A 14,516-nucleotide genomic window follows, 5' to 3' on the forward strand; every position below is an offset into this window, starting at 1 on the left:
TCGAGAAAACGACGTGCACGCGCGATAGCGGGACGGCGGCGTCACGCGGCGCGCGAATCGCCGCCTGCGCGCCCGCGCGTCGCGAGAAACACGAGCGCGAGCGCCGCCGCGCAGGCCGTCAGGCCCAGCCCCATCGCCGCCGCGCTCATGTCGTAGCCCCCCGCGGCCAGCAGCGCGCCGGCGACGAAGGGGCCGGCGACGCTGCCGAACCGCTCCACCAGCCGGTAAATCCCCATCACCGCGCCGCGGCCGAGCCGCTCGCACTCGGCCTCGGCGGCCAACGGGACCATGGTCGCCAGCGTCGAGACCGAGATCGCATGGCCCAGTCCCAGCACCAGGATGCTGGCCGCGACGCCGGCCGTTCCTTGCACGCCCAGCGCGATCAGCAGCGCCGCGCCCGACAGCGCGGTGCCGAGCGCAACGAACGGCAACGGCCGCCCGATGCGGTCGGACAGCTTCGCCGTCCAAGGCGACAGGAAGACCATCAACACGGCGTAGAGCATCAGGATGCGGCCGATCGCAGACTGGCTTTCGCCGAGGGCGTTCAAGTGAAGCGGGGCGAGATAGTAGATGTAGGCGGCCAGCACGAACTTGGCCGGGATCGCCGCGAACAGCGTCAGCGCGAGGAAGCGCGGATTGGCGAAGACGGCCCGAATGTCGGCCAGCCGCAGGCGCGTGCGGGGCCGGTCGGACGGGGGGCGACGGTCCCGGACCAGCTTGGCGACGAAGACGACCGCCGCGAGGGCCAGGACCGCAGCGAACAGGAAGGTCGGCCGATAGCCCAACCGATCCGCCAAAATGGCGCCGATGGCCGAACCGCAGATGGTCGCCGAAAAGAAGCCGACTACGAAGACGTTGAAACCCTGGGTCCGGTTCGCGGCCGTCGTGTTGTCGACGACGTATCCCTGCGCGGCGATATAGGCCGCGCCGTAGCCGAAGGCGGTGACCAAACGGCACAGGATCAGGGTCGTCAAATCCGGGGCGAACGCGCTCGCCGCAAGTCCGCCCGCGGCCAGCGTCGCGCCCAGGACGAACGTGCGCGCGCGGCCTGCGCCTTCGGAATAGAACCCGGCCAGGGGTTGGCTGACGGCCCAGATCAACATGAACAGCGCGATCGGAAGGCCGATCGCGGCCTCCCGTCCGATCGCGCCCAGCGGCCCGTCGGGCTGATACAGGCTGTCAACGAATATCGGCAGGAAGCTGATCGACAGCGATTCCGCGAAGATGAAAAGAAACAACGGCGTGCGGATCGAGGCGATCGGATCCGTCTCCACCCGCTCGGCCCCGTCGCGCCGATCCGCGGCGTAGCGGTAGCGCCCGCGCAGCCGCGCGACGGCGGCGGCGGCCTCCGCCTCGCCGGCCTGCGCCCGGGCGCGCAGGGCCGCGAAGCGCGCGTTGACCGCCTCCAACACCTGATCGAGGCGGGCCAGCGTCCGGCCCACTTCGTCGCGCCCGCCGCGGGCCGGGCGAAGGGTCAGATCGCCGTCGCTGACGCCCGCGATCACGCGGCTCGCTTGGCGGACCGGTCCGCTCAACGCGACGGTGACAAGGTAGAGCAGCAGTTCGAAGGTGATCAGCAACGCGGCGAAGATCACCACGGCGATGTCGAACAGGATGTCCGACAGGGCCGTGCGGACATAGTCTGCGTCGACGCCGACATGCAAGGCCCCGACCACTTGCGGACCCTGCGCCGAGGGCGCGCGCAACGCCCGGGCGTGGTCTATCACCCCCTCGGCTGCGCCCTGACCGACCGGCGCGGCGCCGACCGAGAAAAGCGGGGCGCCGGCCGCGTCGCTGACGGCGAGGTAGACCACCTCCGGATGACCCTCGCGCTGCTCCGCGAGAAATTCTTCGACTCCGCGCATCTCCTCCAGCGGCAGTCCCAGACCCAGCGCCCGCTCGACCGCCTGGGCGCTTGTTCGACCCAGCGTATCGGCCTTCGCCTCAATCGCCGGCGCCAGCGCGCCCTCGTAGCTCCACAAGGCGGCCGCGCCGACCCCGCCGAGCGTCGCCGCCAGCAGCGCCATGGCGAGCGCGAGAAGCTTCAGATGGATCCCGCGGGCGAAGCGGTCGGCTTGCTCGGCTCGCATCGCGCTCAACCCTTCCGTGCGGGCGGCGTCCGGGCGGACGGCGTCCGGGCGGCGTCGCGTTCGGCCTGGTAGATGTCGACGAAGGCTTGGCGCGCCTGGGCCCGGAACGCCGTGAAGTCCTGTTCTATCGCGGGCGCCTCGGCTGAGGCCGGTTCGACCGGGGGCGTTCGACCGGCCAGCATGGCGCGCAGCGCGCCTTCGGCTTCGGCGAACAGCCTGATCGGCCCGCGCAGCAGCCCGAAGGCGGCGACGGCGCCGATCAAGGCGGCCGCGACCACCGCGGCGAGGGCGAGCGCGGCCATGCGTCGGGTCAGATCCGCCACCGTCCGGTCGACCGCCGCGCGTGCGCCGAACAGCGCGACCCGTCCCGCCGGCGCGCCGAAGGCGGTGGTCAACGGCGCCTCGGCGACCAGCGCGTCGTTCGGCGGCGCCGACGCGCCGGCCTGCAGGACGGCGTCGCCGGCGGCGTTCTCGATCCGGATCGCCAAGATTTGATCGTCGGCGGCCAGCGCCGCCGCCAAGGCCTCCGGCAGGTTGCGCGCCTCCTCGACCGACAGGCCGAGCGCCAAGGCGCCGTTGACCGTGTGGGCGAGATCCTGGGCCGCGACGGCGAGGCGCGAGGCGACCAGCTCCTCCAAGGTCCGCTCCACCTTGGCCAGGCTGAGAAAGACGGTGAGGCCGACGCCGAAGGCGAGCGCCAACCCGAGGACGGCCGCGATCTTGAGGCTGAGCCGCATGCCTCGCTACCTTTCGTCCGACGGTGGCGTCTCGGGCGGTCCCGCGACGGCGTCCGCCACGCCATGCGTCCAACCGCCCTGCGGAAACCGCGTGAGGGGCGGGCGGGCGCCGGCGTTGAGCAGCCAGACCGCCGCCGCTTGGATCAGCGCCGGATCCGGCGCGCCCACCGGCCCGGCAGAGGGCGCGAGAGTCCGGCGCTCCGCCAGTCGCTCCGCGACCGCGGCGGGGGACGGCGCCGTCCCGGTTCGCGCGCCCACCGCCGCGGCTGCCGCCGCAGGATCCGCAAAGGCGTCCGCCCAGCCGGCCGACAACGCGCGCAGGAGGCGCGCCAGATGGTCGCGACGCTGCGGGTCGGCGACGGCGTGTCGCGAGGCGTAGAGCGCGTCTTCAGCCAAGGGCGCGCCGAGCCTGCCGAGTGCGAACGTGGGCGCGAAGCCCGCCGGCGCGTCCGCCAGATCGACATGTCGGCGCACCGTCAAACAGTCGAAAAGCGCGGGGTCCGCGGCGCTCACCCTCGTCGGTTGCGCCGTCGTCCGTGCGGCGCCTCCGCCGGACGCGGCGTCCAGCCCCATGGTCGCCAGCCAAAGGTCGAGGCCGCGCCCCGTCGGTCCGTCCGGCCGGCCGAGGCGTAACCCGGCGAGCCCCCTAGGCCCCGCGTCGGCCAAGGCGTCCGCGTCGCGGCAGACCAGCGTCAGGCTGGCGCCGGCGATCAGACGCGCGATTTCCACCGTCTGGGCGCCGGCGGCGCGGGCGGTCAGGTGATCGGCCGTCCAGGCCACGGCGACGTCGGCCCCTCCTTGCTGCAGTCGAGCCAGCGGATCGTCCAGTTCATGCAGCAGGCGCACGCGCAGCCCTTCGGCGGCGTATAGCCCCAAATCCTGCGCGCGGTAAAAGCCGGCGTACTCCACCCCGGGCGGAAAGGGCAGGGCGATGCGGATTTCGGCGGCCCCCGCGGGCGCGAAGTCGGCGGCGGGGGTCGGCCCCGGCGCGCCGTCGGCCGCGGCCGGTACGGCGGACGCGCCGATGACGGCGGTCGCGACGAGCGCGAATGCGAGCCGAGGCGCGCCTGCGGCCTGACGAATGCGCGAAGCCCATCCCACGGCGCCGATGTCCCCCTCTGCGGCCTGACCGCCGGGCGCTGCGGCCCGCCGATCCGGCGCCCAGCAAAGCACAGGGCTCGACGCCCGGCAATTGCGGCGCTTGGTTCCGCTTGGTTCCGAGGCGAGGTCGGGGCTAAGCTGCCCGCCTGACATGGGGGAGGGCGGCGCCGGCGCAGGCGTGTCGGCGCCCGCCCGGGGTTTGTGGATGCGATGAGCCGACGCGCGGTCAAAGTCTTCATCTCCTCGCCCGGCGACGTGGGCCAGGAGCGGTTGATCTGCGCGCGCATTCTTGAGCGCCTGCAGGGCGAATTCGGCGGATTCCTGCAGATCGAACCGATCCTTTGGGAGCATGAGCCGCTGCGGGCCAGCGCCCATTTTCAGGAGGAGATCGAGAAGCCCTCCGACGCGGACGTGATGGTCTGCATCCTGTGGTCGCGCCTGGGAACCCGCCTGCCGGACCAGTTCCACCGCGCCGACGGCAGCCGCTACGACAGCGGCACGGAGTGGGAGTTCGAGGATGCGCTGGAGTCCTTCCGCGCCTCCGGCAAGCCCGACATCCTGGTCTACAAGAAGACCGCGCCGCCCGTCTCCGACATGTCGGACGAGGATGCGCTGATCGAGCGCCTGCAGCAGAAGAAGAAGCTCGACGGCTTTCTCGAGAAGTGGTTCGGCAGCCATTCAAGCGGCTTCAAGAGCGCCTTCCACCCCTTCGAGACGCCCGACCGCTTCGAGGAGATGGCCGAAGAGCATCTCCGCCGCCTGATGCGCGCCAAGGCGCCGCAGCGTCTCTCGGAAGACGAGGGCGCGCCGGCGGTCACCTGGACCCGCGGCTCGCCGTTCCGCGGTCTCGCGGCCTTTCAGTATGAACATGCGCCAGTCTTCTTCGGACGCACGCGCGCGATCGGCGAGGTGAAGGACGCGCTTGTCGCGCAAGCCGCGCGCGGTCGGGCCTTCGTGATGGTGCTGGGCGCGTCCGGGGGCGGCAAGTCGTCCCTCGTCCGCGCAGGCCTTGTGCCGACGGTCTGCCAGCCCGGCGTGATCGACGGCGTCGGCCTGTGGCGTCGCGCGACGGTGCGGCCCAGCGACGGGGGCGGCGACGCGGCCGAAGGCCTCGCCGACGCGCTGCTCGCGGAGACGGCGCTTCCGGAGCTTGCCCGCTCCGGCTTCGAGCGCGCGGCCCTGGCCAAGCTGATCGCCCGGGCGCCCGACGCCGTCGTCGCGCCGGTCCGCGCAGCGCTCGACCAGGCGGCGGAGACGACGGCGAGGGCGGAGCGGTTGACGAAACCTCCGATCGCGCGGCTGATCCTGACCGTCGACCAGACGGAGGAGCTCTTCACCACCGAGGCCTTGTCCGCCGAAAGCGCCGCGCGCTTCGTCGATCTGATCGACGCGCTCGCGCGCAGCGGCCTCGTCTACGTCATCGCCACGATGCGCGACGACTTCTATCACCGCACCGCCGATCACCGTACATTGGCGGGCCTGATGGACGGCGAAGGCCAGGTGCACCTTCTGCCGCCCGACTTCTCCGAGATCGGTCAGATGATCCGCCAGCCGGCGCGGGCGGCCGGGCTTCGTTTCGAATTCGACCCCAAGCGCGAGGAACGGCTGGACGAAACCCTGCAGGCGGCCGCTGCGAAGGATCCCGGCGCGCTGCCTTTGATGAGTTTCGTGCTGGACGAGCTGTTCGCGGCCCGGACCGAGGACGGCTATCTCACCTTCGCCGCCTACGACGCGCTAGGCGGACTGGAGGGGGCGCTTGCAAAGCGCGCCGAAGACGTCTTCAGCGCCCTCGACCCGTCGGTGCAGGAGGCGCTGAACCCGCTGCTGCGCCGTCTCGTGACCCTGGCGAAGGGGGAGGAGGACCGGCCGACCGCGCGGCGACCGACGCTGGCCGAGGCGATCGGCGACGACGCCGCGCGCCGGGGCCTGGTGGACGCTTTCGTCGAGGCGCGCCTGCTGGTCGTCGACGGCGACGGCGGCCAGCCGCACATCCGCGTCGCGCATGAGGCGCTGTTGACGCGCTGGCCGCGTCTCGCGCTGTGGCTTGAGGCGGACAAGGAGTTCCTGCGTCTGCGCGCCCGGCTGGCCGATCAGGCGGCCCATTGGCGCGAGGAGGCGGAAAGCGTCGAGCTGCTGCTGCCCGAAGGCAAGCCGTTGTTCGAAGCGCGCGATCTCTTGCGCCTGCGCGCCGAGGATCTCGACGAGGCGACGATCGCCTTCATCGAGGCGTCCTACGACGCGTTTCAGCGGCGGCGCACGGCCGAGGAGGCCGCCCAACGCCGCACGCTGAAGCGCACCCGTCTGCTGGCGGCGGGGATGGCCGTGCTGGCGCTCGGCGCCGGCGTCGGCGGTTGGCTCGGGGTCACGGGTCAACGCGCCGCGGAGGCGCAGCGCGCCGTCGCAGAGAGCCGCGCGGCCGAAGCCGAGGCGGCGCGCGCCGAGGCTCTGCGGCTCGCCGACGAGACGGCCTATCAAGCGCGGCGCACCGACGCGGCGCGGCTGGCGGCCGAGGTGTCGCTGGAGCGGGCGGAGAAGCAGACCGACCGCGCGCTGGTGAAGCAATCGCTGTTCCTGTCGCGCGTCAGTCGCGATCTGGCCGACGCCGGGCGATCCCGCACAGCGCTTGAATTGGCGCTGGCGGCGCTGCCGCGCTCCATGGCGCGGCCGGACAGGCCCTACGCGCCGGAAGCGGAGGCGGCGCTCTATCACGTTTTGGCCAATCGCCGCGCCCCGCAGCGGCTGGCCGGGCATGCGGGCGCCGTCGAGACGTTCGTCTTCTCCGCCGACCGAACGCGCATGGCCAGCGTTTCCGCAGACGGAAGCGTCGGTCTTTGGAACGCGGCCAGCGCAGGGATCGACGGGCGTCCGATCTTTCGGCTGGAGACCGGCGGCGTACGCGCCACGGCGGCGGCCGTCGCGCCGGACGGTCGATCGCTGGTCGGGGCCGGGGCCGACGGGCGCCTGCATTTCTGGCGCGCGGCTGACGGGGCCAGGACCGCGGAGGCGCCGGCGCATGACGGGCCGGTGGCCGCGCTGGTCTACAGCGCCGACGGCGCGCAGGTTTTGAGCGCCGGCTGGGACGGCGCGGTCGCAGCGCACGACGCGTCGAGCGGGGCCGCCCTTGCGCGCGCGGAGACCGGCCTTGGCCGTCTGTCGGGTCTTGCGGCGCTGCCTGGCGGCGGATGGATCGCCGTAGGCTGGGACGGCGGAGCGATCCTGCAGGCCGGCCAACGACCGGCGCGGACGATCGATCTTCGGCTTTCGGCGGCGACGGCGTTGGCGGTCGATCAAGACGGCGCGCGGGCGGCCGTCGGCGGCCGCGACGGCTCGATCGTGCTGCTGGAGGCGACGTCGGGCGCGCTTTCTGTGCGCCTCCCGGGGCGCGGCGCTGCGATTGCGACCCTTGTCTTCAGCCCTGACGGCGAGCGGCTTTTGACCGGCGATCGCGCGGGCAATGCGGCGCTTTGGGATCCGGCCGTCGGCCGCCAAACCGCGATACTGGACGGCGGCGGCGCGGCGGTCGTCGCCGGCGGCTTCGATCCGGCGGGCGCGCTGGTCATGACGGCGCGTGCGGACGGCGCCGCACGTCTTTGGCGCGCCGCCGACGGCGCGCCGCTGGCCAGCTTGCAGATCGGCGCGCCGCTGAGGACCGCCGCTTTGACGCCCGACGGCCGGTCCGTCGCCACCGGCGAGACGAGCGGCGCGGTCGCGCTCTGGCCGGTCGCGCCGCGCGGTCTGCGGGGCGACGCTCCGATCGGCGCCGCGCAGCCCTTCGCCCGGATGAGCGATCGGGTGGACCGGATGGCCTTTGATCCGCGCGGTGAGCGCCTGGCGGCAGCCGATTGGCGCGGCGAGGTGGCGGTGTGGCGGCGGGCGGCGGCCGGCCCGCCGACGGGGCTTTGGCGTCTGCGCGGCCATGCCGGGCGCGTGCGGGCGCTCGCCTTCTCGCCGGACGGCGCGCTTCTGGCCACCGCCGGACGCGACGGCCGCACGCGCTTGTGGCGGGCGGCGGACGGCGCGCCGGCCGCCGTGCTTTACGGGCCTGAAGACGACGTTCGGGCGCTCGCCTTTGCGCCGGACGGGGCGATCGCGGCGACCGGAGCGGATGACGGACGCGTGCGGCTCTACGACGTCGGCACAGGCGCGTTGCTGCGCACGCTTGAGACCGGCGCAGGAGCGGGGATCGTGACGGATCTCGCGTGGAGCGACGACGGCGGGTTGTTGGCCGCCGCCGGCGGCGCGGCCGGCGTAAGCCTGTGGAGTCGGGACGCCGATTGGACCGCGCGCGCTCTCGCCGCGCCAAGCGCTGCCGCGGCGACGCGGGTCGCCTTCTCTCCCGACGGCGGGATGGCGGCCGCGGCCTTCGCGGACGGAACGGTCGCGCTCTGGGACACGGCCGACGGGCGGGCTCTGGCGAAGCTCGAAGCCGATAGGGCGGCGGTCCATCACCTGGCCTTCACGGCGGACGGCCGGGCGTTGGCGGCGGGCGGAGAAAGCGGTCTCGTGCGTCTGTGGGACGCGCGCACCGGCTATCCGTTGACGGCGTTCGCCGGCCATGACGGCGCGGTCGAGGCCCTCTCCCCGGCGCGCCCGAGCGAGCGCCTGCTGACCGCCGGCGCCGACGGCACGCTGCGCCTGTGGGATCGCTCCAGCGGCGTCGCCCTGGCGCGACCGCTTGCGAGCGGCGAGCCCCTCGCGGAAGCCGCGTTGGCCCCGGACGGGCGCGCCGCCGCCGCCGGCGGCGTCGACGGGACGCTCTACTGGACGCCGCTGATGCCGGATGCGCAAAGCCTGGTCGATCACGCGCGCGCCTTGCGCGGTCGGCCGCTGTCGCCGACTGAGCGCGCGCGCTGGTTCCTGGATGTGGAGGACGCGGGATGAAACGCGCGCTGCGCGCCCTGGCGGCGCTCTGCCTTCTCGCGCCCGCGACGCCGGTTGCGGCCCCGGTCGCGGCGCAGGAAACGACGACCGTAGCGCTCGGCGCCGCGATCTCTGAGTCGGGACGCTTCGCCGAGATCTCGCAGGACGTGATCGCCGGCTACCGGCTGGCGGTCGAGACCGTCAATCGAGCCGGCGGCGTCGCGCTTTCCGACGGGCGTCGAGCCGTCTTCTCATTGACCCTGCGCGACGACGGGTCGCAGCCGGACGGCGCCGCCCAGGCGACCCGCGCGCTGCTGAGCGAGGACGGCGTCGACTTCCTCCTCGGCCCTTACAGCTCCGGTCTGTCGGAAGCGGCGGCCGCGGAGGCGGAGGCGGCCGGCGCGCCGATCATGATCTCCAACGGCACTGCGAGCTTCCTGTTCGATCAGGGACGTGAGAACGTCTTCGCCGTGCTGTCGGTCAGTCGCGACTATCTGGCGGGCGCCGTCGATCTGCTGGGGCGCGAACTGCTGACGAGCGGACGCGACCCGAGCGAGGCGAGCGTCGCGCTTGTGTTCCTCAGCAACCCCGGCACTCAGGAGATCCGGGCCGGGGTGTTGGACGCCCTGGCGCGCTGGGGGATGGGGGTCGCGGCCGACCTGACCTTGGCCGACGATCTCTCGAATATGGGCGACGCGCTGGCGCGCGCGGCGGCCGAGCGGCCGGACGCGTTGCTGCTTTCCGGCTTTTCCGCCGGCTCGACGGCCGCGGCCGAGGCGCTCTACGCGGGCCGGCGCTATCTGCCGATGACGGCGATGACCCACTGCAATCCCGCCGCCTTGGCCGACCTGGCGCCGGAGGCGAGCGCCTACCTCGTCTGCGGCACGCAGTGGGAGCGCTTCCTCAGCTACCGCGATCGCTGGTTCGGCACGGCGAACGAATACGCCTTCTTCTACGAAGAGGCGACGGGCCGCCCCGTCAGCTATCAGGCCGCCCAGTCCAGCGCGGCGGTCCTGGTGCTGGTCGACGCGATCGAGCGGGCCGGCGCGCTGGACCGATCGGCCGTGCGCGCGGCCCTGCGGGCGACCGACCTGCAAACGCTCTTCGGCGAGGTGCGTTTCGACGCGGCCGGGCGCAACATCGCCAAGCCGATGCTGTTCACGCAGATCGACGACGGGCGGTTTCCCGTCGTGGCTCCCGCCCGCTGGGCGTGGGGGAAAACGACCTATCCCGCGCCGCCCTGGGCGGAGCGCGGCCGCGCCGAGAGCGCCGAGATGAAGGGGGACGAATGATGAGCGAAGCGGGGCGGCTTGCGCTGCTGGCGGGGGCGGGCGTCGACCCGACCGCCTATGAGGCCGGCGAGTTCGAGGGCGCGGTCGCCGCGCTGATCGCGGACGGACAGTATTTCGTCGCCCACGATCTGGCCCGCACCGGATTGGAGCGGTTCGCGCATGATCCCGCGCTGCGCCGCCTGGCCGCGGAAGCGGCGCTGCGCGCGGGGGCGCTTGGCGAGGCGCGCCGGCTGGCGGAACCCCTGGAGGGCGCGCTGGTGCGGCGCAATCCGAAGGTCCGCGCCGCCTACGATCGACTGGCCGACGTCTTGCGCGCGGCGGAGCCGAGCGCCGCGCCTTCGGATGAGGCGTTGGACGCGGTCGCGGGCCTGGCCGGCGCCTTCGCCGAGCTGGGCCGCGGCCGAACCGGCGCGGCCGAGGGCGAGACCTTCCTGCTGCTCGGCCGGCTGCATCTTGCGCTTTGGCGCCGTGACGGCGGAGCTGAGAACCTGGCGGCCGCCGCCGACGTGCTGGCCGACGGCGTGCGGCTGACCCGACGCGCCGATCTGGCGGCGGAAGCGGCGGTTGCCGCCTATCTCGCGGGCGAAAGGGCGCGCGCCGCGGAGTTCGCCGCCCAGGCCGTCGCCGACCCGAGCGCGACGGATGAGGCGCGGTTGGAGGCTTTGTTGATCGCCGGCGAGGTCGGGCGCGCCGAGGCGGCGCTCGCCGCCCATCCGCCGGAACGCGGCGCGGCCGCCGCTCTGCGCGCGCGCTTGGAGCAGCTGGCCGACGCCGGGCTCAGCGTCCCTGCGGCGTTGCTGGCGGCTGTAAAGCCGCCGGTGATCGCGCTCTTCACGGGGCATATGATCGACGCGCCGGATCGCGCCAGCCCGCGCTTTCCCGCGCCTCTGGAAGCGGCGGCGAAGGCGGCGATCGCGGCCGAGCTGGAGGCGATCGACTGTCGCATCGGCTACTCGGCCGCGGCCAGCGGCGGCGACATCCTGTTCCTTGAGGCGCTGGCCGAGCGCGGGGCGGAGGTCAACATCGTGCTGCCTTTCGCCAAGCCGGACTTCGTCGCCGCCTCGGTCGCCGCGGCGGGGGAGCGCTGGGTCGCGCGCTTCGAGAATTTGCTGAAGATCGCCGACACCGTCTCCTACGCGACGACCGAGAAGCATCTGGGGGACGACGTGCTGTTCCGCTACGGCGCGCAGGTGATGGAAGGCATGGCGGAGCTGCGCGCGGAACTGCTGGGCGCCCAGCCTTATCTGGTCGCGTTGTGGGACGGGACGCCGACGCGCATCGTCGGCGGCACCGCCGACATGGCCGCCTTGTGGGCGCCGACCGGACGGCTTCGCATGGTGAACCTGACCGCGCTGCGCGCGCCCGGCGGCGACGCGCCGGACGACGAGGCGCTGATCGCACGGCTGATGGAGGCGCCGCCGCCCTCGGAGGACGACACGCACACCGGACGGCGGCGCATCCAGGCGATGCTCTTCGCCGATGTGGTCGGCTTTTCCAAGATCGACGAGGAGCATGTGCCGGATTTCGTGCGCTTCCTCACGCATGTCGCCGACGCGATGACGGGCGCGCCGACGCCTGTCTTCCTCAACACGTGGGGCGACGCGATCTTCGCCGTCACCGACACGGCCGAGGAGATGGCGCGCTACGCGCTCGCCCTGCAGGCGGCGATCTTGGAGGCGCGCGCCAAGCTGACCGGTCCCGCCGCGGCGCTGGACCTGCGCATCGCGCTGCACGCCGGACCCGCCTATCGCGAGACCGATCCGCTGACCGGACGGCCCAACTTCTACGGCGGCCACGTCAACCGCGCCGCGCGAATCGAGCCGGTGACGGTGCCGGGCCAAGTCTATTGCTCAGAGCAGTTCACCGCGCTGCTGGCGGCAGAGGCGGTGCAGCAGGGTGAGACGGCGGGCGGCGCGGGCCGCCCCTGGCGGGTCGAGTATGTCGGCGACATGGCGCTCGCCAAGAAATTCGGAAAGCAAAAGGTCTATAGCTTGCGGGGGCGTTAGCGGGGCTGGCCCTGAAAGCTTTTTCCTTCGACGAGGGAAGGTTGGAGGGGGCGATGCGTCAGCGTCGCCTGGGCGGGAAAGCGCCGAGAGGGCTGGTCGACGCGCGCCTTGGCGGCGCGCCCATCCGCTACCCGACCGTCTCCAATGACGGGAAAGGAGAAATCCTGGGTCGCTACTCCGCCGCGGCCGCCATCTCCCGCCCGGGTCGCGGCCCGTCCAGCATGGTCTGCGCCGCCCAGACGTGGAAGCAGCGGGTCGGCGGGTCCATCACGGGCGTGAAGACGCCGCCGTCGAAGCCGGGCGAGGCCCGGCCTTTCTGCATGCCTTCGACCGCGAAGACGTCCTCGACGAAGACCTGGGACCAGGTGCGCTGGTTGACGGCGCGCAGCTCGGCGTAGGAGGGGTCGCGCACCGCCTCGTCGAAATAATAAAGCGACAGCCGCTCCCGGCATTGGGTCGGACCGTCCGGGAGCACTACAATCGCGAAACTGTGGTCGCGATGCACGCCGAGCATCACATTGGGGAACAGCGACACGTACTCCGCGCCCGTCTCCCACATCTCGGACAAGTCCGGCAACGCCGGGAACTTCACGCCGTCGTGGGAAAGGAGCGGATTGTAGACGCTCGAGCCCTGCCCGGAGAAATTCCCCGGTTCGACGATGTTGTAGTGGTCCTCGATCCGCGAATAGCTGTTGAGCGCCGGATGGACCCAGGGCAGGTGATAGGCCTCGCAATAATTCTCGATCGCGAGCTTCCAGTTGGTCTCGAGCGCGAAGGTCAGGCGGCAGTCGTCGCCCGTATGGACGAGCGGCGCGTTCGCGAACTCGCGCCAGCGATGGAGGATCTTGGCGTTCGCCTCCTCGAACGGCGGGGCCTTTCCGTCCAGATTGATCCAGATGACGCCGAGCCATTCATGCGCGCGCACCTCCATCAGCCCGTAGCAGCTGGGGTCGAAGTCGGGATGGCTGTCCTGCTGCGGGCCGCCGACATAGGGAGTGCGCTTCAAGCGCCCCTCCAGATCGTAGGCCCAGCTGTGATAGCGGCAGCGCAGCACGCCCTTGCTCGGTCCGGCCTTCTCCACCAGCAGCATGCCGCGATGGCGGCAGACATTGTGGAAGACGCGCGCGCGCCCCTGCTTGTCGCGCACCATCAACAAGGGCTGGCCGAGAAAGTCGAGGGGATGACAATCGCCCGGTTTGGCGATGTCGGCGGTGAAGCCGAGACCCGCCCAATGCTTGCCGAAGACCGTGTCGCGCTCGAGCGCCGTCACCTCGGCGTCGGTGTAGCAGGGGTTGGGCAGGCCGATGGCGCTGCCGTCCGCGGCGACGCGGTGGAGCGCCGGTATAAGTGACGCCGCCTTATCCGAAAGGGCCGATGTCGGGTGCTGCGAGAGATCGGTCACGGCTGCGCTCCCTTCCGCTGGATCCTGCATGAGCCTTGAGCTCAAGCGCGAACTTTCGCGCCGAATCCCGGGCGCCGTAAAGCTGACAAATTCCTATCCATCAGGTAACTTCAAGTAATGTCAAAAAGTCCGCACGATCTGCCGCCGCTTTCCGCCGTCGCCGCTTTCGAGGCGGCCGCGCGCCGGCTCAGCTTCAAGCAGGCGGCGGGGGAGTTGAACGTCACCCCTGCGGCGATCAGCCGACAGGTCCGTCGGCTGGAGGAATGGTTCGGGCGGCCTCTATTCCGTCGTCTCCATCGCCGGGTGGAATTGACCGAGGCGGGGGAGGCCTTTTTCGACGCGGTCGCCGCCGGTTTCGCCGGGATCGCCGGCGCGGCGCGCGCGCTGCGCGGCGCGGCGGAGGAGGATGTGACGATCGGCTCGACGGCCGCGGTGGCGCGCTTCTGGTTGGTCCCGCGCCTCCATGATTTCTGGCGCCGCTATCCGGAGTTCCAACTGCATCACGTGATCTCCGATTTCATGATCGATCTGACGCAGCAGCGCGTCGATTTGGCGGTGCGTTTCGGGCAGGGCCAGTGGCCGGGCCTGGAGAGTCAGATGCTGTTCGCGGACCGAATCTACCCCGTGGCCTCCCCCGAGTTCGCCTTCGAGCGCGGGCCGTTGCGCACGCTCGACGATCTCGCGGCCGCGCCGCTCATCGACATCGGCGCGGTGCGCGAGGAGGGCTGGCTCGGCTGGCCGGACTGGATGCGCACGGCGGGCGCGCCGGCCCGGCCGCTCAGGCTCAACCGCATCAACTCCTACGCCATCGCGGTGGAGGCGGCGTTGGACGGGCAGGGGGCGCTGCTCGGCTGGCATTCGATGATCAGCGGGTTGGTGGAGGCCGGTCGCCTGCTGCGCCTGACCGAGCACGAGATCCCCTCGCCGGGCGCCTACTTCCTGGTCCGCCGCGCCGATCGTCCGTTGAGCGCGGAAGCGCAATTGCTGCAGGCCTGGCTGACCGAGGCGGCGGCGCAATGAAGGGGCGG

General features: G+C 72.2%; 8 protein-coding genes. 4 read left to right on the top strand and 4 right to left on the bottom strand.

Annotated features, from left to right (window positions below; all coding sequences use genetic code 11):
- Window positions 1–41: 41 nt before the first annotated feature.
- The 3 genes from RIB45_RS08670 to RIB45_RS08680 are packed head-to-tail and all read right to left on the bottom strand — an operon-like array spanning window position 42 to window position 3,928.
- Window positions 42–2,090 carry an MFS transporter gene (locus RIB45_RS08670; protein ID WP_350049849.1) on the bottom strand — a complete coding sequence of 683 codons (2,049 nt, stop codon included), beginning with the start codon at window positions 2,088–2,090 and terminating at the stop codon, window positions 42–44.
- 5 nt (window positions 2,091–2,095) lie between these two features.
- Window positions 2,096–2,827, bottom strand: a complete 732-nt coding sequence (locus RIB45_RS08675) for a hypothetical protein (protein ID WP_350049850.1) — start codon at window positions 2,825–2,827, stop codon at window positions 2,096–2,098.
- Window positions 2,828–2,833: 6 nt separating this feature from the next.
- On the bottom strand, window positions 2,834–3,928 hold the full coding sequence (locus RIB45_RS08680; RefSeq protein ID WP_350049851.1) for an ABC transporter substrate-binding protein: 1,095 nt from the start codon (window positions 3,926–3,928) through the stop codon (window positions 2,834–2,836).
- A 210-nt stretch (window positions 3,929–4,138) separates the two neighbouring features.
- On the opposite strand from RIB45_RS08680, the gene RIB45_RS08685 reads away from it, so the two are divergent.
- The 3 genes from RIB45_RS08685 to RIB45_RS08695 are packed head-to-tail and all read left to right on the top strand — an operon-like array spanning window position 4,139 to window position 12,086.
- Window positions 4,139–8,809 carry an nSTAND1 domain-containing NTPase gene (locus tag RIB45_RS08685; protein WP_350049852.1) on the top strand — a complete coding sequence of 1,557 codons (4,671 nt, stop codon included), beginning with the start codon at window positions 4,139–4,141 and terminating at the stop codon, window positions 8,807–8,809.
- The gene (locus RIB45_RS08690; protein WP_350049853.1) at window positions 8,806–10,080 is read left to right on the top strand and encodes an amino acid ABC transporter substrate-binding protein; all 1,275 of its coding nucleotides are present in this window, start codon (window positions 8,806–8,808) and stop codon (window positions 10,078–10,080) included. The genes RIB45_RS08685 and RIB45_RS08690 overlap by 4 nt, the downstream gene beginning before the upstream one ends.
- On the top strand, window positions 10,077–12,086 hold the full coding sequence (locus RIB45_RS08695; RefSeq protein WP_350049854.1) for an adenylate/guanylate cyclase domain-containing protein: 2,010 nt from the start codon (window positions 10,077–10,079) through the stop codon (window positions 12,084–12,086). Before RIB45_RS08690 ends, RIB45_RS08695 begins: the two co-directional genes overlap by 4 nt.
- Before the next feature lie 172 nt (window positions 12,087–12,258).
- On the opposite strand, the gene RIB45_RS08700 is transcribed toward RIB45_RS08695, so the two are convergent.
- Window positions 12,259–13,488 carry an aromatic ring-hydroxylating oxygenase subunit alpha gene (locus RIB45_RS08700; RefSeq protein WP_350049855.1) on the bottom strand — a complete coding sequence of 410 codons (1,230 nt, stop codon included), beginning with the start codon at window positions 13,486–13,488 and terminating at the stop codon, window positions 12,259–12,261.
- A 117-nt stretch (window positions 13,489–13,605) separates the two neighbouring features.
- Here RIB45_RS08700 and RIB45_RS08705 point away from each other — a divergent pair, with 117 nt between their 5' ends.
- Window positions 13,606–14,508: a LysR substrate-binding domain-containing protein gene (locus tag RIB45_RS08705; RefSeq protein ID WP_350049856.1), complete on the top strand. Its 903-nt coding sequence runs from the start codon at window positions 13,606–13,608 to the stop codon at window positions 14,506–14,508.
- Window positions 14,509–14,516: the final 8 nt, after the last annotated feature.

The organism is Marivibrio sp. (genome assembly GCF_040218065.1).
GTDB lineage: Bacteria > Pseudomonadota > Alphaproteobacteria > UBA8366 > Aestuariispiraceae > Marivibrio.

Bases quoted from the DNA above. Each gene is read 5' to 3' on its own strand.
- RIB45_RS08690 (WP_350049853.1), top strand. From the start codon at position 8,806: ATGAAACGCGCGCTGCGCGCCCTGGCGGCGCTCTGCCTTCTCGCGCCC.
- RIB45_RS08695 (WP_350049854.1), top strand. From the start codon at position 10,077: ATGATGAGCGAAGCGGGGCGGCTTGCGCTGCTGGCGGGGGCGGGCGTC.
- RIB45_RS08685 (WP_350049852.1), top strand. From the start codon at position 4,139: ATGAGCCGACGCGCGGTCAAAGTCTTCATCTCCTCGCCCGGCGACGTG.
- RIB45_RS08705 (WP_350049856.1), top strand. From the start codon at position 13,606: ATGTCAAAAAGTCCGCACGATCTGCCGCCGCTTTCCGCCGTCGCCGCT.
- RIB45_RS08670 (WP_350049849.1), bottom strand. From the start codon at position 2,090: ATGCGAGCCGAGCAAGCCGACCGCTTCGCCCGCGGGATCCATCTGAAG.
- RIB45_RS08675 (WP_350049850.1), bottom strand. From the start codon at position 2,827: ATGCGGCTCAGCCTCAAGATCGCGGCCGTCCTCGGGTTGGCGCTCGCC.